The sequence below is a fragment of the Flavobacterium sp. 1355 genome (assembly GCF_017833415.1).
Taxonomy (GTDB): domain Bacteria; phylum Bacteroidota; class Bacteroidia; order Flavobacteriales; family Flavobacteriaceae; genus Flavobacterium.
Window position 1 is genome coordinate 350,075 of the sequence record NZ_JAFICC010000003.1, and the last position, 18,528, is coordinate 368,602.

At 35.1% G+C, this 18,528-nt stretch carries 15 protein-coding genes; 1 reads left to right on the forward strand and 14 read right to left on the reverse strand.

Annotated elements, in window-relative coordinates; all coding sequences use genetic code 11:
* Positions 1 to 39: 39 nt before the first annotated feature.
* The 9 genes from JOD96_RS05600 to rhaT form a co-directional block, all read right to left on the reverse strand.
* Positions 40 to 4,083, reverse strand: coding sequence for a hybrid sensor histidine kinase/response regulator transcription factor (locus JOD96_RS05600; RefSeq protein WP_209563285.1), 4,044 nt, complete (start codon positions 4,081 to 4,083; stop codon positions 40 to 42).
* A gap of 203 nt (positions 4,084 to 4,286) precedes the next feature.
* Entirely contained in the window at positions 4,287 to 5,192 is a 906-nt protein-coding gene (locus JOD96_RS05605; protein WP_209563286.1) for a carbohydrate kinase family protein, read from the reverse strand.
* A 128-nt stretch (positions 5,193 to 5,320) separates the two neighbouring features.
* Entirely contained in the window at positions 5,321 to 5,908 is a 588-nt protein-coding gene (locus JOD96_RS05610; RefSeq protein WP_209563287.1) for a lactate utilization protein C, read from the reverse strand.
* Positions 5,898 to 7,301, reverse strand: coding sequence for a lactate utilization protein B (locus JOD96_RS05615; protein WP_209563288.1), 1,404 nt, complete (start codon positions 7,299 to 7,301; stop codon positions 5,898 to 5,900). Before JOD96_RS05615 ends, JOD96_RS05610 begins: the two co-directional genes overlap by 11 nt.
* A gap of 38 nt (positions 7,302 to 7,339) precedes the next feature.
* Entirely contained in the window at positions 7,340 to 8,080 is a 741-nt protein-coding gene (locus JOD96_RS05620; RefSeq protein ID WP_209563289.1) for a (Fe-S)-binding protein, read from the reverse strand.
* 192 nt (positions 8,081 to 8,272) lie between these two features.
* Positions 8,273 to 9,634, reverse strand: coding sequence for an FGGY-family carbohydrate kinase (locus JOD96_RS05625; protein ID WP_209563290.1), 1,362 nt, complete (start codon positions 9,632 to 9,634; stop codon positions 8,273 to 8,275).
* 10 nt (positions 9,635 to 9,644) lie between these two features.
* Positions 9,645 to 10,919: a TIM barrel protein gene (locus JOD96_RS05630; RefSeq protein WP_209563291.1), complete on the reverse strand. Its 1,275-nt coding sequence runs from the start codon at positions 10,917 to 10,919 to the stop codon at positions 9,645 to 9,647.
* A 178-nt stretch (positions 10,920 to 11,097) separates the two neighbouring features.
* Entirely contained in the window at positions 11,098 to 13,233 is a 2,136-nt protein-coding gene (locus JOD96_RS05635; RefSeq protein ID WP_209563292.1) for a bifunctional aldolase/short-chain dehydrogenase, read from the reverse strand.
* Positions 13,234 to 13,260: 27 nt separating this feature from the next.
* Entirely contained in the window at positions 13,261 to 14,310 is a 1,050-nt protein-coding gene (rhaT, locus tag JOD96_RS05640) for an L-rhamnose/proton symporter RhaT (RefSeq protein WP_209563293.1), read from the reverse strand.
* A gap of 374 nt (positions 14,311 to 14,684) precedes the next feature.
* Between rhaT and JOD96_RS05645 the strand changes: the two genes are divergently transcribed.
* Positions 14,685 to 15,725: a GntR family transcriptional regulator gene (locus tag JOD96_RS05645; RefSeq protein ID WP_209563294.1), complete on the forward strand. Its 1,041-nt coding sequence runs from the start codon at positions 14,685 to 14,687 to the stop codon at positions 15,723 to 15,725.
* Between the two features lie 88 nt (positions 15,726 to 15,813).
* Here JOD96_RS05645 and JOD96_RS05650 read toward each other — a convergent pair whose 3' ends face one another.
* From JOD96_RS05650 to JOD96_RS05670, 5 genes are all read right to left on the reverse strand, one after another.
* On the reverse strand, positions 15,814 to 15,990 hold the full coding sequence (locus JOD96_RS05650; RefSeq protein WP_116752766.1) for a histone H1: 177 nt from the start codon (positions 15,988 to 15,990) through the stop codon (positions 15,814 to 15,816).
* A 425-nt stretch (positions 15,991 to 16,415) separates the two neighbouring features.
* The gene (locus JOD96_RS05655; RefSeq protein WP_209563295.1) at positions 16,416 to 16,868 is read right to left on the reverse strand and encodes a hypothetical protein; all 453 of its coding nucleotides are present in this window, start codon (positions 16,866 to 16,868) and stop codon (positions 16,416 to 16,418) included.
* Positions 16,869 to 16,931: 63 nt separating this feature from the next.
* Complete coding sequence (locus tag JOD96_RS05660; protein ID WP_209563321.1) at positions 16,932 to 17,135, reverse strand: YcxB family protein; 204 nt, start codon at positions 17,133 to 17,135, stop codon at positions 16,932 to 16,934.
* Positions 17,101 to 17,277 carry a type IX secretion system membrane protein PorP/SprF gene (locus tag JOD96_RS22595; protein ID WP_209563296.1) on the reverse strand — a complete coding sequence of 59 codons (177 nt, stop codon included), beginning with the start codon at positions 17,275 to 17,277 and terminating at the stop codon, positions 17,101 to 17,103. Before JOD96_RS22595 ends, JOD96_RS05660 begins: the two co-directional genes overlap by 35 nt.
* Before the next feature lie 457 nt (positions 17,278 to 17,734).
* Complete coding sequence (locus JOD96_RS05670; RefSeq protein ID WP_209563297.1) at positions 17,735 to 18,478, reverse strand: rhamnogalacturonan acetylesterase; 744 nt, start codon at positions 18,476 to 18,478, stop codon at positions 17,735 to 17,737.
* Positions 18,479 to 18,528: the final 50 nt, after the last annotated feature.

The window sequence follows — 18,528 nt, forward strand, 5'->3', positions numbered from 1 at the left end:
AAAGTAGATTTAGCGCTGCACATAAAATTCAAAACGGTCTTATTTGATTACGTTTAAATCTGAATTAAATGAACTTTTATATTTTTTGATGTATTCTGATGGAGTCATTCCAAAAAGCTTTACAAATTGCTGCCTGAAATATTTCGGATCTTCAAAACCAACTTCAGCGCTTGCTTGTGTTATATTAATATCCTCAGTTAGCATGAGCATGGCTGCTCTTCTTATTCTCACTGAGCGAATAAAAGCATTTAAGGTCTGCCCCGAAATAATTTTGATTTTGGTATAAAGCGTTCTGTGGCTCATCCCCATTTCGAGAGCAAAGTTTTTGATTGTAAAATCTCTTTTATGAATATTTGCTTCGACAATATCAATACACTTTTTTAAGATTTCCTGATACTCTAACGGAACTTTCTGATTGTTTTCCTTAAGTGTAATACTGTCCAAGAAATACTTGCGCAGCATACTCCTGTTTTTCAATAACGATTCTACACGTGCCATGAGAATATCATCATCAAAAGGCTTGGTGATATAATCATCTGCACCGTCACTTATTCCCTGAAGATGGGTTTCGGGATTTTTTGAAGCTGTAAGTAATATTACGGGAATGTGTGATAATGCATTGTCTTCTTTTATTTTCCTGCACAATTCCAGGCCATCCATGCTGTCCATAGTAATGTCGCTGATTACTAAGTCGGGCATATGCTTTTTGGTTTCTTTTAATCCTTCTTCCCCGTTTTCTGCACTAAAAACAACATACGCCTCAGAAAATAGTTTTAGAAGATATGCCCTTATTTCTGCATTATCATCAATAATCAGGATGGTACGCTTATTTGTGAGCATTACTTTCTGAAAATCACTTTCTGAAACTATATTTACCGACTTGTTTTCTTCGCCATCATCAATTATAAGCTCATCAAACAGCTGGCTTCTTTTTGCAATAACATTTGTGATTTCGATATCTTTAAAATGACTGCTTCCTTTTAAGAAGGTTAATTTAAAGATGCTTCCTTTGCCAATTTCACTGGTGCAGCTTACTTTTCCTTTATGTTTGTCTACAAAATATTTTACGATATAAAGTCCGATTCCAAAACCGGTTCCTACCGAAACTTTAGAATTAATTTGTTTGAATTTTTCAAAGATCACTTCAATATCTTTCTTTTCGATACCATCTCCATTATCCGAAATTTCCAACATTACTTCGGTTGCATTTTCAGAAAGATTAAGGTTTATTTCTCCTCCGGCTGGTGTATATTTAAAAGCGTTGGACATTAAATTGAATAAGGAAATTTCGATTTTTTCGTAATCTCCAATAATTTCAATTTCATGGTCCGGAATAGTAAAATTGTACCTAATGTTTTTTTCTTTTGCCTGATTTACAAAACACTGATAGACTTCATTACAAAGACTATTTACATTTATCGCAGACAATCTAAGAGAATCTGCATCATTTTCGGCTTTACGAAAAAGTAATAATTGATCTACCAGGCTCAAAAGTCTTCTTGCGTTTCTATGGGCAATAGCCAAATCACTTCCGGAAGAACCATTTTCGACATTTTCTTTTTGAACCGCTTTTTTCAACGGATTTATAATCAGCGAAAGCGGTGTTCTGAATTCATGTGAGATATACGTAAACATAGACGATTGTTTTTCGGCTATCTCCTTTTCTTTTTTGCTTTCTAATTCGGCAATTTTTACCTTATATTTTAATTCTTCCTTATTTTTATTGTATCTGATATAAGCCAAAATCCCGGCAATACCTATCAACAAATACAACGTATAAGCCCACCAGGTTCTATACCAGGGCGGCAAAACGGTTATGTTGATAAGACTTTCCTCTTTATTCCATCCCCCTTTAAAATTGGTTGTTTTAACTTTAAAAACATATTTCCCTTCCGGTAACCTGGAATAATTTGCTTTTCTGGTTTGCCCGACATAATTCCATTGTTCGTCCCAGCCTTCCAGATAATAGGCATAATTTATTTTGTCGGCATTGTTATAATTCAACGCAACAAATTCTAATGACAAAGTCGTTTGATCATACGAGAGACTCACTTCTTTTGTCTTATCAGAATCCTGTTCCGAAACTATTTCAGCATTTGTTTCTTCGACTGGCTGGTTATTGACATAAAAATCCGTCAGCAATAAATTATTTTTCTGATTAAAACCTTTTATCGCTTCCGGAAAAAAGATGTTAAAGCCATTTATTCCTCCAAACAGAAATTCTCCTGTGGCTAATTTAATTCCGGCATTAAAACTAAACTGGTTGCTCTGAAGTCCGTCATTTACGGAGAAATTCCTAAATGTTCTTCTTTTTTTATCAAACCTGCAAATACCATTGTAGGTACTCATCCATAAATTTCCTTCTTTGTCTTCAAGGATTCTCAAAATGGTGTTTGAAGGCAGACCATCGTCTGTAGTAAGTCTTTTGAATGTATTTGTTTTTCTGTCAAATAATAACAATCCGCCTTCCTGAGTTGCCAGCCATAAGTTTTTGTCCTTATCTTCGTGGATATTCCTGATAGGATTTCCTATTGCGATTTTATTTATTTTACGATTATTTTTTTCAATAGAAAAAAGAGAAGTGTAATTTCCTGCCCACAATTTTCCGTCACTTGTTTCAGTAAGGCATTGCAAATTTGTGATGGATTTATCAAAAAGCACAAAACTATTTTTCTGTCTGTCAAAAAGATACAGGCACCCTTCGTTGGTTGCGCTTGCCCATATATTTCCTTCTAAATCTTTATGTACAAACCATATGTTCTTTTCAGTTTGTTTGGTAAAAGGGTTATAACACGAAAAATGAGTGACAGTATTGGTCTTCGGATTAATTTTATTCACTCCGCCTGCCCATGTTGATAACCAGATCTCATTATTATTATCGCGTACAATTCCGGTAATAAATCCGCTGGAAAGTTTATTACTGTAGTTTATAAAAGTATTGTTTTTTCTGTCCCAGTATTTTAGTCCGGCTCCATCTGTACCTACCCACAAATTGTGTTTTTCATCTTCGCAAAATGACAAAATAAAGTTGTCGGCAGGATCGTTTGAGTTGTATCGGATGGTTTTAAAATATTTGGGTGTATTGCTCAGCATACTTATCCCGCCTCTTAAAGTTCCAAACCACTTGTTTCCCGATTTGTCTTCGTACAAACTCCAGACAGAATTACTTTTTACAAGCGGTTTATTTTTCAAAGCATTATAAGTAACTGCTTTTTTGCCTGTACTTGCAACCTTATAAATTCCGCAGCCGTCTGTTGTAATCCAGAGTTCTTTTTTCTTATCCGGAAGAATATCAGAAACGCTGCACTTCTCAGCAAAATAATTCTCCGATAGTGTTCCTTTTTTTAAATCGAAGAGAAAAAGTCCTTCATCAGTTCCAAGCCACAAATTCCCTTCGGCAGAAAACTTCATTGCTTTTACTTCAATAGAAAGCGGAAAAACAACCTTTAAACTTTTTGATTTATAATTGTAATTGCTGATTCCGATGTTGCGGATATAAACCCAACAGCTGTTATTTTTTCTGTCATGCTGAATGGCAATTGCATCATAAGTATCAATGCTGATTTTATTTCCCAAAACTTTGAGCGGAATATGTTTTCCGACAAACGAACCATTTTCAAAAGCAATTAAACCCAAATTCTGAGAGGCCACTAATACCAGATTATCAGCAACAGCACTTGTCTGATGAATAATGTCTGTTAGAATTTTTGGCTTATGATTTGAAAACACATATTCTACAGGGTGAAATGTTGCTTTTGTTTTATTATAAATGCAAATTCCATTTGATCCCCCAACCCAGATATTTTTCTTTGAATCGCCTTCAATATTATAAATCGTATTGAAGGATAGCGATTTTTTGTCGTTTATCCTGTTTCGGTAAACTTTAAAATTATATCCGTCATATCGGTTTAATCCGTCATAAGTTCCAAACCACATGTAGCCATCATTATCCTGAAAAATGGTCGTAACAGAGTTGTTAGATAATCCGTCGGAGATATCCAGAAATTTAACCGGATACTCCTGAGAAAAACCTAAAACAGAAAAACCTAACAGCAGCAGAACATGTAAAACAAAATGCTTCAAAATAAAAATGTGTTTTTACTAGTGTGTAGAAAGCACAATTATAAGCTTATTTTACAAAATTTTATAAAATAAATGCGAAAATGATACTTTTAGGTCTAACTTAATAAGATTTTATTTTTCTTTATTTGTTTTAACGAAACATTCCTTATAAAGAAACTAGCCAAAAAATATCCTTAAATTACGACTTAAGGCTTGTATTTTTATCACAAATGTTTTTTATTCATGAATTCGTTAATGGCTGAATCAGAAATCTGCGGATTAGCTCCTGGCGATGCCGCTACTAAGGCACCTACGGCACAAGCATAATCAATTGAATCCTGAGGCTCTTTTCCTGTATGCAATGAAGTGATCAAAGTGGCTAAAAAAGAATCACCCGCTCCTACTGTATCTGCAACTTTGACGGGATATCCGTCATTTTCATATAAGTTTCCTTTCCAGTATAGTAAAGCACCATTTTTTCCTCTGGTTACACAAATAGCTTCTGTCTGAGTTTGCGACGCTATGAATGCAATATTTTCCCGAATATTTGTATGAGGAGATTTTAAAGCTGAGGCTATTTCTAGTATTTCTTCGTCATTAAATTTAATAAAATCAGCGCTCTTCATTAAATTTTCGAGAAGTTCATAAGTGTAATGTGGTTTTCTGAGATTGACATCAAAAACTTTATAAATATCATTTTGAAGTATTTCTTCCAATGTTTTTCTCGAAACCTGATCTCTGCAAATCAGGCTTCCATAAATGAGAATATCAGCTTCTTTGATCAATAATTTCGCTGAGTCATTGAGGATAATTTTATCCCAGGCCGAAGGGTATTGTATTTCATAACTTGCAGATCCGCTTTCGTCTAAGGTAACCTGCACTATTCCTGTTGGAAATTCTTCTGAGATGGTAATAGCCGAAGTTTCCAGTCCCGAATTTTTAATGCTGTCGATAATCTTTTCTCCGTTTTCATCATTCCCGACACAGCTTATCATTCCTGCATTACAGCCCAGGCTCTTCATACGAAGTGCCACATTTAAGGGTGCTCCTCCGATTTTTTTTTCATCACCAAAAACATCCCACAGTACTTCTCCATAAGCAATTGCTCTTAGATCTTTTCCGTTTTTCATTCTTATTTTTTTTGTTATCCATAACTATAAAAATAAACTTTTAATTTATGGATACCTAAGAATTGGGATTTATATAACAAAAAAAAGAGGCTTTTTAAGTCCTCTTCTATCTTTTATAAAATAGATTATCAATCCATTAAAAAAACAATAAGCCCTCTTGCGCCATGCGCGCCCAAAACCAAAGATTGTTCAATGTCTGCTGTTTTGGAAGGCCCTGCAATAAAAGTTGCAAAACCATAATCCTGATTTGCAATTTTGTCATATGCCTGATGCATAGTGGCAATAATGTCTTTTTTATGCACAATAATGGCCAGATACTGCGCAATAAATGGTGCGACACGCTGTCCTAGAAGATCATCTGTGACCCAAAGTGCGCTGTTTTCTGCTACTCCAAAATGGGCTTTTACAATTGTCAGTTCCACATCTTCAAGTGAGTGCGGGTCATCATTTTTCCAGTTCAGACTGGCAATTTCAGAAAGCTCGGGAATTGTTGAAATGATGCGTTTATTTAATACATAATTATTCTTGATATAGGCAATGACTTCATCATAATTCGCCACTTCTTCAAAATCTCCTCCAATACCCTTTAAAACTGTTTTATAAGTTTCCAGAATATCAAAACTTTCTGAACCTAAAACATTTAAGTCAGGCAGTTCTGTTACAAAACCCGGTTGGTTTTGTTTTATTTTTTTTAAAATCTGTTCTTTACTGCTCATCTTTTTTCGCTTTAGCTTCTCTCGAATTTTTCTTATACCATTCTCTGAAAGATTCCTGCGGAACATCTGGCATTTCGCGTTGGTCGTACCATTTGTTCATTTTATTGTTTACCAGCATAGGAGCATTTTTCATTACAAATCTTCCTGATTTTCCTGCCAGATTAAAAATTGTCGGATTAGCCAAAACCGTTGCCATCGTTTTCATCGCTACAGTTTTTGCAGTTGGTGTGTGGCCTTCTTTTACCAAAACCTGACGCCATTTGTATAATTGATCGTGAATATCAATCTTAACAGGGCAAACATTGGTACAAGAGCCACAAAGTGTGCTTGCAAATGGCAGATCGGCATTTTTGCTCATGTCTAAGTTGGGCGCTAAAATAGACCCAATCGGACCGGCAACAGCATTGTGATAGCTATGTCCGCCGCTTCGTCTGTAGACAGGACAGGTATTCATGCAGGCACCGCAACGAATACATTTTAACGAGTTCCTGAAATCTTCTCTGCCTAATTGTGTACTTCTGCCATTGTCTACAATAACTACATGTATTTCTTTGCCTTCTCTTGGTTTCTTAAAATGACTCGAAAAGGTGGTAATAGGCTGTCCTGTTGCACTTCTGGCCAATAATCGCAGGAAAACCCCAAGATGTTTTCGTTGCGGAATAAGCTTTTCAAACCCCATACAGGCAATATGCACATCTGCCAGATGTGCGCCCATATCGGCATTTCCTTCATTGGTACAAACTACAAATTCGCCGGTTTCTGCTATGGCAAAATTTACTCCGGTCAAAGCAGCTTTGCGGGTCAGAAAAGTATCGCGTAAGTGCAAACGTGCTGCTTCGGTTAAATATTGAGGATCGTTATTGCCTTTTTCTGTTCCCAGATGATCGTGAAAAGTCTCGCTGACATCTTCTTTTTTAAGATGAATTGCAGGCAAAACAATATGACTTGGCGGTTCTTTTCTTAACTGAACAATTCGTTCTCCGAGATCAGAATCAATTACGTCAATCCCTTTTTGAGCCAAATATTCATTTAAATGACATTCTTCTGTCAACATTGATTTTGACTTAACAATCTGCTTCGCATCATGTTTTGCCATAATCGAATATACTATTTCGTTATGTTCTTTTGCATCGGCTGCCCAATGCACAATTATTCCGTTTTTTTTAGCATTAGCTTCAAATTCAACTAAATAATCATGAATATTAGAGAGTACATTATTTTTAATTTCCGAAGCCGTTTCTCGCAGCAATTCCCAGTCCTGAATTTGGTGCGCCGATTTGTCACGTTTTGCACGAACAAACCAAAGCGTTTCATCATGCCAGTTTACACGTTCTGTATCTTTATTAAAACGTGCTGCTGCTTCGCTGTGTTCTATTGTTTTTTTTGAAGACATTTTTTATGAATTAAAATGAATATCGAAAGATCTTAATTTTAATTTTCGAAGGAATTTAATATTTCGGCTATATGGATCGTTTTGATATTGCTTTTCTGCCTCTTCAGAATTCCTTCCAAATGCATTAAGCACGACATGTCACCACCTGTTATGTAATCTACATTCTGGTTTTGATGATCTTTAATCCTGTCTTGCCCCATTTTTACAGAAACGGCTTCTTCAGTTACACAAAAAGTACCTCCAAAACCACAGCATTCGTCTTTTCGCGAAAGCGATACCAAATCTAATCCTTTTATATTATGAAGCAATTGTTCGGGTTTAGAGAAAGCCGGCGCGTTCAATTCAGTCATTTGCGAAAGTTTTAGTCCGCGTTGTCCGTGACAGCTTTGGTGCATTCCGACCCTATATGGAAAATTTCCTTCTATGCGGTCAATTTTCAATATATCAGTAATAAACTCTGTTAATTCAAAAACTTTTTTACGCAATTGATCTACTAAATCCTGCATTTTATCATCATGCAAATGATCTTTTACATGCAGGACGCAACTTCCTGATGGACAAACTATATAATCAAATCCTGAAAAATTATTGATAAAATTGGCGTCACAGCCTTTTGTTAAATGAGCATAACCACTATTAGCCATTGGCTGTCCGCAACAAGTCTGTCCCATCGGAAAATAGACATCACAACCTAATTTCTGCAAAAGTTCATACGTTGCAATTGCTACTTTTGGATAAAACTGATCGACATAACATGGTATAAAAAGTCCAACTTTCATATTTTGGGTAATTATTTTATTTAAGCAAATATCTCCATAAGATTATCCATAACGGATTATATAAAAAAAATAGAATCTTCTCTATCTGCCAAATCTGCGTGAAACAAAATCATTTAATCTTACAATCTCTGGCCATATTTCTCACGCAGATCAGGCAGATTGAGCAGATTTTTTTAATTTTTAATTTAATTTCTAATGTTTGTAAAATTTCAAATCAATTAAATCGTTCTGGATGGGCTTTGGGTTCCAGTTTTCATGAATTGCCAATGCTGCGCCCAACGCGCTGGCCTGTGCCATCGATGCGGCATAAACTTCTATGTCGGGAAAAGTTTCAGCCAACAAGTTCATAAAAATAGAATTCTTACTGAAACCTCCATCTACAAAAATCTTCTTTACAGGACTATTATGAATTACTAAATTAGTCGAAAAAAACTGTTGTTCAACAATATCCATCATTAACTGATGATAAGCAATTTCGTAGCTTTTAAAACTGGAAAGATCTCTTTTTTGAAAAGGGCATTCTTTAAGAATATCGAATTCATATTTCTTTGGATAAATAAAAGAAAAAGTGAGTGCCCGTAGATTTGAAACTATTTTTTTATCAAAATAAACTTCTTTATACGTATCAATTGCAACATTAAAATGTTCTGCTAATCTTTTGGTCTGAACTTCATGTTCATTGCCGGAAAACAAACGGGCAGCCTTAACCGGTTTTTCAGTATATTGCATGTAGCACAGGCAATCGTACTGTAATTCTTCAAAAGTTAATGGTTTATTATTGAATGGATTCAGTGAAATACTCCATGTTCCTGTTGACAACAAAACAAAAGGTTCTGTAAAATTAATAGTATAAGGGATAATCGCTGACGAACTATCGTGCAGACCTACACCCACAGCTAAATTATCCTCTTTTTTTATCACATCTTTCCCGTAATGCAACGGTGGAAGCTTCTGTTTTATACCTTCTTTTTTAAGCCATTTATGGTATTTCATCTTTTTAAAATTCCAAAGATTGGTATGGCATCCAATACTTGTAATATCAGAATACGCTTCATTGGTTAAAAGATAACTTAAATATTGAGGCAGGTGAAGACAATATTGAATTTCATCAAAAAGCTCCTGCTTTTCTTCTTTCAGTCTGTAAATCTGCATTCCCGAATTTAGACTTCCCAAAACCGGTGAGGCCGTTTTGACTGCAAAGGCTTCCTTGCCTTTATATTTTTGATAAAAATGATTCTTTAAGTCTTCGGGATACTCTTTCAGATAATTATAAAGAGGCGTCAGAACTTCACCATTTTTGCCAATGTATACAAAGCTGGCACCGTATGTGCTGAAATTAATTGCTTTCAGAACATAGTCTGATAAATTTTTTATTTCTGATAATCGCTCGAGTATCCAGTTTTTAAGGACTTCGATATCTTCACAGGGAAAACCATCTTCATCGACTGTTTCATCAAGATTTACTGATTTTTCCCAAACAATTTTATAATTTTCATTGAATAAAAATACCTTCTTGTTTGTTTTTCCAATATCAAAAATTGCAACTACATTCATTTTAGAATTTTTATAAGCCTGTAGCCATCGTTTTTAATCCTCTTTCTCCAATCAGATTTTTTCTGACTGCAAGACTGCGGTATAATTCTACAGGATTTAATGCTGCTCCCGAGCGCAAACGGGCTTCGGCAACCAAAGCACGCACATCTGTACGGAAAGCGTTTTGCAAAATTTCCTGTGCTTTTACTACATCATTTTCATTCTGAGCAATCTCCAATGCTTTTCTGTCTACTGAAAGAGCCTGAGCATAAGCAATCATAATCGCTTCAACAGATTGCAATAAATCTTCTAAAGGGTCTTTTATGTTATGAGAAGCATCAATCATCCAGCCCAAATCTTTGGCGTGGTTCATTCCTCTGGCATCCATTCCCTCTACTAATTCATTAAAAATCAAGAATAACTGATAAGGTTTTAATGCTCCGGCAGTTAAATCATCATCTCCGTATTTCGAATCATTAAAGTGGAATCCGCCTAATTTGTTTTCCATTAATAATAAAGAAACAATTTGTTCTATATTGGCATTTGGAAGATGATGCCCTAAATCTACAAGGGTTTGTGCTTTGTCACCTAATTTTTTTACGTATGAATAGGATTGTCCCCAATCTGCAACGGTTGTCGAATAAAAATTAGGCTCTGCGCATTTGTATTCTAAAAACAATTTCCAGTTTGAAGGCAATGCATCATAGATTTCTTCTAAACTTTCTAATGTATTTTGGTATGCTTTACGGAAATTTAATTGTCCCGGAAAATTAGAACCATCGGCTAGCCAGATCGTTAAAGATTCGGATCCTAAGGCAATTCCTTGCTGAATTACTTCTATATTGTGAGCAATTGCCTGCTTGCGAACAGCTTTGTTTACATTTTGTAAAGAACCGTAGCGATAAGAATGTTCTGCATTTGCCTGATCCTGAAAAGTATTGGAATTAACGGCATCAAACTTTAAATTATGTTGTGCTGCCAAAGCTTTTATAGCATTGTGATCTGTCGGAATATCCCACGGAATATGCAAAGAAATAGCCCCCGAAGCATTGTTTAAAGCATGAAGCAAACCTACATCTTCAATTTTTTCTTCTAATGAGCGAGGTTCTCCACCGCCCGCAAAACGTCCGAATCTAGTTCCTCCAGTGCCTAATGCCCAAGACGGAATTGCGATTTGAAAATCAATCAGTTTTTGAATAATTGACTCTGTATCACCAATTTCAGTTGCTGTAAAAGCCAGTTTATTTGTATGTTTTTTTAATAGTTCTTCGTTATGAGATTCTATTTTATTGGATCCGATTAACATATTTTATGGTATTTTAATAGAGTTTTCAATGTATAAAAATAACTCCTGTTTTTCTTTATAATTTTTTATTTTTTTATAATTGATTTCGTATTGTTTAAAAAATCTAACGTCCGAGTGATCGAACGTTAGATATTACAAAAAACCACTTTTGCTTAAACAAACTTAAAAAAACTAATTATTATCTATAGAAGCCCATTGCAACGCCACCGTCTACGTTTAGTGCATTTCCGGTCGATTTACCCAGTAAACCGCCTACAAATGCAAAACAGGCGTTTGCAATATCATCGGGCAATATGATTTCATTCAGTAAGGTGCGTTTGGCATAGTATGCCGGAAGCTCCTCTACGGTAACCCCGTATGCTTTTGCGCGTCCTTCTGCCCAGCCTCCCGACCAGATGTTCGAGTCGGAGATCACTGCATCGGGGTTTACCGTGTTCACACGGATTTTATCCGTACCCAGTTCTGCCGCCATAAGGCGCGTGAGGTGTGCCTGGGCGGCTTTGGCCGAGCCGTAACCCGGATTGTTAGGGCCTGCAACTACCGCATTCTTGGATACGATGTTTACGATATCACCGCCAAATCCCTGTTTGCGCATGACTTCTATTGCAGCTTTTGAAACTATGAACTGCCCTTTTACCAGGATATCGTATAAGCGGTCCCATTCCTCAAGGCTGTGTTCGGCTATTGATTTGGAGATACTGATCCCGGCATTGTTCACCACAATGTCCACGCCTCCAAATGCCAGACAAGCTTCGTCTAATGCCTTTTCTGTGCTTTTCTCATCGGTGACATTCAATAATGTGCCTGCAACGGTATCTTTTCCAAATGATTTAATGAAATCTGCTGTTGTTTCCTGCAGGCGTTCCTCGTTGATATCGTTGATGATCACACAGGCGCCTTCCTGGGCAAATTTCTTTGCTATCGCCTTGCCTATTCCTCCGCCCGATCCGGTAATCAGTGCTACCCTTCCGGAGAGTGCTTTTGGTTTTGGCATTCTTTGGAGCTTGGCTTCTTCGAGTAACCAGTATTCGATATCAAAGGCTTCCTGATGCGGAAGTGAGGTGTATTCTGAAACGGCTTCGGCGCCTTTCATCACATTTACTGCATTGATGTAATATTCTGATGCCAGTCGTGCCATGGTTTTGTCTTTGGCAAAAGTGAACATTCCAACTCCCGGATATAATATTACCACTGGGTTTGGGTCACGCATGGCTGGCGAATTATCTTTCTTACAGTTGTTGTAATATTCTTTGTATAATGTTCTGTAGGCTTCAAAAGCAGGTTTTAGTTTTGCTTTTACGGCTTCCGGGTCGGACAGGTCCTCGTTTGGATCGAGTTCGAGTACCAACGGGCTGATTTTGGTTCTCAAAAAATGGTCCGGACAGGAAGTCCCTAGCGGGGCCAGTTTATCCAGATCATTTGAGTTGATGAATTCCAGAACCCTCGCATCGTCGGTATAATGACCAATCATCTGGCGCTCTGACGAGCAGAACCCTCTTAAAATCGGGGCCACTTTTGCCGCTTTTACTTTACGTTCGTTTTCCGGTAAGCTTTGTATTTTTTGTCCTCCGAATACGGGACGTTTTTTTCCGTAGCTGTTCTCCAGGTATTCAGCACATTTCTCAATTACTTCCAGTGTGTTGATATAACTTTCGTATGAGGTGTCCCCCCAGGTAAATAGTCCGTGGGAGCCCAGCATGATGCCTCTTAGTTTTTTTCCTTTTTTGGCTGCTTCTTCAAGGCATGCCCTTAATTGTAATCCAAGGTCGAAACCCGGACGCTGCCAGCCTACCCAGCCGATTTCGCCGTCAAATAGTTCTTCGGTGATTCTCGCCCCGTCTTTGGCCGCTGCAATGGCGATGGCTGCATCGGGGTGCAGGTGGTCGATGTGTTTGAAGGGCAAAAACCCGTGCAAGGGTGTGTCGATTGATGGTGCTTTTGAAGCCAGATCAAAAATACAGTGGTTAAAAAGTTCCACCATTTCGTCCTCGAATTCAATGCCCCTGTAAACGTTTTCCAGATTGCGGAGTCTTTCTAAATACAGGGCTGCACAGCCCGATTTGGTCAGTGTGCCGATATCGCCTCCCGAGCCCTTGATCCACATTACTTCTGAGCTGCTTCCCGTTAAGGGGTCTTTGTCTGTTATCTTTACCGAGGTGTTGCCTCCTCCGTAGTTGGTTAGCCTTAAGTCGGCCCCCAGTATATTGGAACGATAAATAAAAAGCGCTACTTCATCTCCTGCCAAAGCCGATGCTTTGCTCTCATCCCATAAATAGCTGACGTGCTTAAAATTCATATTGGTTATTTTTGACATTGATTATATGTTGGTTAGTTGCTGTATTTATAATGAATTTCCGATTCCTACCAAAACGATTGAAAGCATGATTAATCCTATTCCAAAAAGAAATGTGTTGAATGTTTTTTTGGAAACGCCCGACCATTCCTTCAGATAAAATCCCCAGAAATTAGCTGTCAGAATAATTGTTGCCATATGCAGAATCCATGAACTTGCACCGTTTCCTAATTTACTTTCTCCCATGCCGTAAAAGAAAAATTGTAAAAACCATAAGGTTCCGGCAAGTGCAGAAAACAATATATTTTTCGTTATTGGTGCTTGTGGGCTTGTATAATCACTAAAAGTTTTATTTTTAAAATTAAGATACATACACCAAATGAAATTTGTTGTTAATCCTCCCCAAAGTAAAACGATATAGGTTACATTATTCTGAAATAACGGATTACAGCCATTTACAACAGCTTGCTCTGCCATAGGTTTTCCGGCTTCTATTCCGTAATTAAAAAACGAACTTAAAATACCTGAAATAACAGCAATTATAAGCCCTTTTACTAAGCTGAAATCTTTGTCTTTATCTTCATGCCCTACCGCAAAATCTTTTTCTTTGAGAATTCCGGCTTTTCCGGAAACGGCAATTCCAATCAGACAAATTAAGACTCCAAATAAAACGACCTGCCCGCCAGTATTAGAAAGCATGTGACTAAACGAAATCTTGCCTGCGGTTGGGTATAAATCATAATAAAAGGAAGGCACCAAAGCCCCAAAAGCAGAACAGAAACCAAGTATAATAGAATTTCCTAAGGACATTCCCAGATAACGAACTCCTAATCCGTAAGTTAAGCCACCTATTCCCCAGATTAATCCCATCGAAAAAGTAAATGCTTTTATAGATGGAGAAGCTGCTGCAATAATTTCAGCAAAATGCGGAATCGTTAAATAAGCTGCAATTGGCGGAACTATAAGCCAGGAAAAAAAGCCGCCGATGAGCCAATAGCTTTCCCAAGCCCAGTTTTTTACTTTTTTAAAAGGCATGTAAAAACTCCCTGAAGAAAAGCCCCCAATAGAGTGAAAAATAATTCCCAGTAATGATTCCATTTAAATTTTATTTGTGGTTATTTGATAGTTAATCTGGTTTTGTAAAATAAGATAATGCAAAAAACAAAACTATCCTGTACTATCCTTTAAGATTACGTTTTTATTGTTAAAATCCAAAGATAATTACAAAGAACAGCCACAATAAATTAGAAAAATAAATTAAAAATTGCTATTTTAGCAATCGATTTCGTAATTGTCATATCCTCAATTCTGTGAAAATTAAGAAATTTCCAAAAAATATAAAGGAAGGCTTATTTAGTTCTGCTTGTATTGTAAGAAAAATAAGGTTTTAAAATATTTCAATGGACTTAGATTAAAAAATAATTTCAAATTATGTCTTTATAACTAAGGAGATAATTTACAAGACCTACACAATGATTAAACTTATTAAAATAGATGAAGATTCAAGGGTTCCAAAATACAAACAAATTGTAGACTCAATCCTGCAAAATATCGCCAACGGAAATCTTAAGATAAATCAAAAAATACCTTCGATAAATAGTTTTAGCGAAGAGTTTTATATGTCGAGGGATACTGTTGAAAAAGCTTATAATATTCTAAAAGAACGAAAAATAATTTCTTCGATCAGAGGAAAAGGGTATTATATTACCCGGACAAAACTGGAATCTAAGGTGAATATCTTGTTTCTAACCAATAAGCTAAGTGCCTATAAGATGAAAACCTACAGTTCGTTTATCAATACACTTGGTGCAAACGCTCATACTGACCTGCATATTTATCATTGCGATGAAACGATGTTTTTAAATTTACTGGACAAATTTGAGGGGGCATACGATTATTATGTTATTACCACACATTTTAAAACTGACGAATTAAAACATTTGAGTTTTACAGATGAAGTTGTAAACGCAATTCGAAATATTCCTCAGGAAAAATTGGTTATTCTGGATAATATTAAGCTGGGAATGGGAAGTGAAGTCATTAAAATTTATCAGGATTTTGAAAATGACATTTATAATGCACTAAAGGAAGGCCTGGCTAAAATAACCAAATACAATAAACTGGTTTTAGTCTATCCTGATAAAGCGGTTTATCCATATCCGAGAAGAATTCTCCATGGATTCAGAAAATTTTGTGTTGAACATGAAATCAATTTTGAAATCCTGAGTGAGGTCTATGATGATATAATTCTTAAAAAAGGAGATTTGTTTATCACAATTGAAGAATCTGATCTTGTAAATCTGGTAAAACAAATCCGTGACAAGGAATTTGTCCTGGGAAAAGATATCGGGGTAATCTCTTATAATGACACACCTCTTAAAGAGCTTTTGGGTATTACGGTTATGTCGACCGATTTTAATGTTATGGGAGAAACGGCTGCCCGAATGATTCTTAATAAAGAAAAAGGACAAGTGAAAGTTCCTTTTAATTTTATTGATCGGAATTCAATTTAAAAAAGCTCTTGTTTGCTAAACTTTTTTACATAAAAAAACCTCGTTTAAGTCTATAAACGAGGTTGTATTTTTTAAATAAAAAAAAATACTATTTTTTAGATTCTTCGATAGAAACTTTTCTGAACTCTTTTAAAAGTTTTTCAAGTTCTAAAGTTGATTTACGTGCTCTTGCTCCAGCAGCTTTAATACCTTTTTCAGTTAGAGATTCAGCTTCAGTTTTGAATGTTTCAATTTCGGCGTTGATTTTTACTAATAGATCTTTCATGCTTATACTTGTTAAATTAAGGCGCAAAAATAAAAGTTTGCTTGATAGATAACGCATGTTTAATGTTAAAATTGTAACTGTTTTTGCGTGTTTAGTTAATAATAATTTAATCTGTATTCTTTAAACCTTATAATCAAACAATTAGAAATCATAATGACATCGGATTTATTTTATTTTTTTTTGTTTCAAATAGTTCTAAAAGGCATTAGCATAAATAAAAGCCGTATTAATCTTTCATTTTTGTTTGTTGTTTTATAATTCCTTTTTATTTTTTTTCAGCTAAAAAATATGGACTACTAAATTTTGAATCATTTGAGATATCAACTTCAATTTTAGCAGATAGTAATTCTTAAACAGCACTTTACTATTAATCCAACATTTTCAGGGCCACGAAATAATATCTATATTAAAAAAATATTTACTGATTAGACTACTGAGGACATGATTCTGGTTTTTAAAGAAGTAAAAGTTTGATTCTCTAATGAATAAGCGGGAAACATAGATTCTGAAAATTGCTGTTTAAAATGCAGACCATTTTTAAAATTGGTTCGCAAATCTATTATAATTTCTTTTCTTGTTTTTGAGCCATCCAGTAAAAATAAATTATTAAATTCTTCTAAAAAGGACAAACTGTTATACAATTGTTTATTAAAAACACAAACTAAAATATCTGTTCCTTCTTTATATAATTTTAAAAATTCGATGAGTTCAAATTTATTATATACAACAAATATCAACCGATCAAAATTTTTGATTTTGTTTTCTTCTTCTTCCATAAAGAAAGCATCAGTAAATTCAAATTCCTTATTAAATTTCTTTTTGAACATTTTTACAAATACTCTTTTATTGTCGCAGATTAAAATATTTTTCTTTCCCATAATTCTAAATCATTCAATAATTGAAACCATTTATTAGCTTTAAAAAGGATTAGGTTTTGTTTCCTAAATTTTTGTGATCTCTGTTACATTACTTTCTACAAAAGCTAGCAGTTTGTTCATATTTCTTCCGTCAGTGTGTTTATTTGAAATAGAAATAATATGTTGCTCAGCATCTTTAACATATAAAAAGAAAAAGTCTTTTGTTAAAATCGCTTTTTCGATCTGACTCCATTTATGCGCAAACGCACCTTGTTCTGTAAAGTCCAAATACACTAGGAAGACCCCGGGTACCTGTATATCCTGGATTAATTGTTAAGGTATTGTACATATACTGTGTGTATTGCGATTCCTGTTGGCTAAAGCATCGGATATAACACATGAAAATTAAAAACAGTAAAATTGTTTTCATATCTAATGCTTTATTTTGGATAGTAAAACACTAATTGATTAGATCGATACAGAAAGGGATTCTGTTAGAAAGATCTCGTTTTTACAAAAATCTATTTATAAATTATCTGGGTAACATATAACCCTATGTTCATAAATCAGATTATCTAAAAAGACAAATTGAACAATAATAGCTTATATTGAAACTACAATTATAATGATTCACAATAGAGATTAGAATAGAAGTAACGGCAAGTAAATAAAAGACAACCGGAGCGAACAGATTAAATCTGTATACGCAATAATTTCTCTGAAAATTAATTATATAAAAGGAAAAGGCTAATAAAAAAATAGGCCGCTATCTTATTTGGGAAAAAATAGCTTAATTTCTAAATGATATATAAAAGCGTTTATTAAAAACAAAACAACTATCAAATATACTGAATATCAATTAATTAAAAAAATTTATTAACAAGAAATTATTTAACTCCCTTTTGAAGTTTATGAAGTGATCTGTCTTGTAAGAGTTTAATCTGATTGATTACAATTTGCGCTATTTCTGTAGCGCCTTTTAATGAGAGATGTGTATCGTCATTTTTATCTTCTTTATAATATGGGTTTTCACCTGCTTTAAAATGTAAATGAAGCTGTTTTGATTTCTCAGGTCCATAAGATTGCTCTAACAATTCTGTATGATACTCCAAATCTATAAAGGGTACTTTATATTCCTGTGCAACTAATCTGGTCTCTAGAGGATAATTTCCGTGAGTAGGCTGTAAAACGCCTTTTTCATTAAAATTTCTTCTTGCAATAGAAGACAGTAATATAGGATATGCTCCTTTCTCACGTGTTTCTTTTACAAAACGTATGAGGTTGTATCGATAGCTTGTATGTGGGTTTGTATATCTTTGTGGATCTTCTGTTTTTTCGTCATTATGTCCAAATTGAATCAGGACATAATCTCCTTTTTTTAGTTTTTTACAGATAGAATCCCAGCGGTTTTCATTAAGAAAGCTTTTTGTACTTCTTCCATTTACAGCTTTATTTTCGATTATAATATTGTCTTTAAAAAAAGGCTGCAAAACCTGTGCCCAGCCATGTTCAGGATTGGTATCAGGGTCTTTTTTATTTGCCATTGTTGAGTCTCCTATACAATATATTGTAGTTTTTTGAGCAAAACAGCTTATGGTAATCAGGCACAGTAACAACAAATATTTTTTCATTTTGATTTTTATTTAAAGTTGAATAGAATCTTTAAACTGTGTTTTAAGCA

Bases quoted from the DNA above. Each gene is read 5' to 3' on its own strand.
- JOD96_RS05630 (WP_209563291.1), bottom strand. From the start codon at position 10,919: ATGTTAATCGGATCCAATAAAATAGAATCTCATAACGAAGAACTATTA.
- JOD96_RS05615 (WP_209563288.1), bottom strand. From the start codon at position 7,301: ATGTCTTCAAAAAAAACAATAGAACACAGCGAAGCAGCAGCACGTTTT.
- JOD96_RS05620 (WP_209563289.1), bottom strand. From the start codon at position 8,080: ATGAAAGTTGGACTTTTTATACCATGTTATGTCGATCAGTTTTATCCA.
- JOD96_RS05605 (WP_209563286.1), bottom strand. From the start codon at position 5,192: ATGAAAAACGGAAAAGATCTAAGAGCAATTGCTTATGGAGAAGTACTG.
- JOD96_RS05645 (WP_209563294.1), top strand. From the start codon at position 14,685: ATGATTAAACTTATTAAAATAGATGAAGATTCAAGGGTTCCAAAATAC.
- JOD96_RS05610 (WP_209563287.1), bottom strand. From the start codon at position 5,908: ATGAGCAGTAAAGAACAGATTTTAAAAAAAATAAAACAAAACCAACCG.
- JOD96_RS05670 (WP_209563297.1), bottom strand. From the start codon at position 18,478: ATGAAAAAATATTTGTTGTTACTGTGCCTGATTACCATAAGCTGTTTT.
- JOD96_RS05650 (WP_116752766.1), bottom strand. From the start codon at position 15,990: ATGAAAGATCTATTAGTAAAAATCAACGCCGAAATTGAAACATTCAAA.
- JOD96_RS05625 (WP_209563290.1), bottom strand. From the start codon at position 9,634: ATGAATGTAGTTGCAATTTTTGATATTGGAAAAACAAACAAGAAGGTA.
- JOD96_RS22595 (WP_209563296.1), bottom strand. From the start codon at position 17,277: ATGAAAACAATTTTACTGTTTTTAATTTTCATGTGTTATATCCGATGC.
- JOD96_RS05635 (WP_209563292.1), bottom strand. From the start codon at position 13,233: ATGTCAAAAATAACCAATATGAATTTTAAGCACGTCAGCTATTTATGG.
- rhaT (WP_209563293.1), bottom strand. From the start codon at position 14,310: ATGGAATCATTACTGGGAATTATTTTTCACTCTATTGGGGGCTTTTCT.
- JOD96_RS05655 (WP_209563295.1), bottom strand. From the start codon at position 16,868: ATGGGAAAGAAAAATATTTTAATCTGCGACAATAAAAGAGTATTTGTA.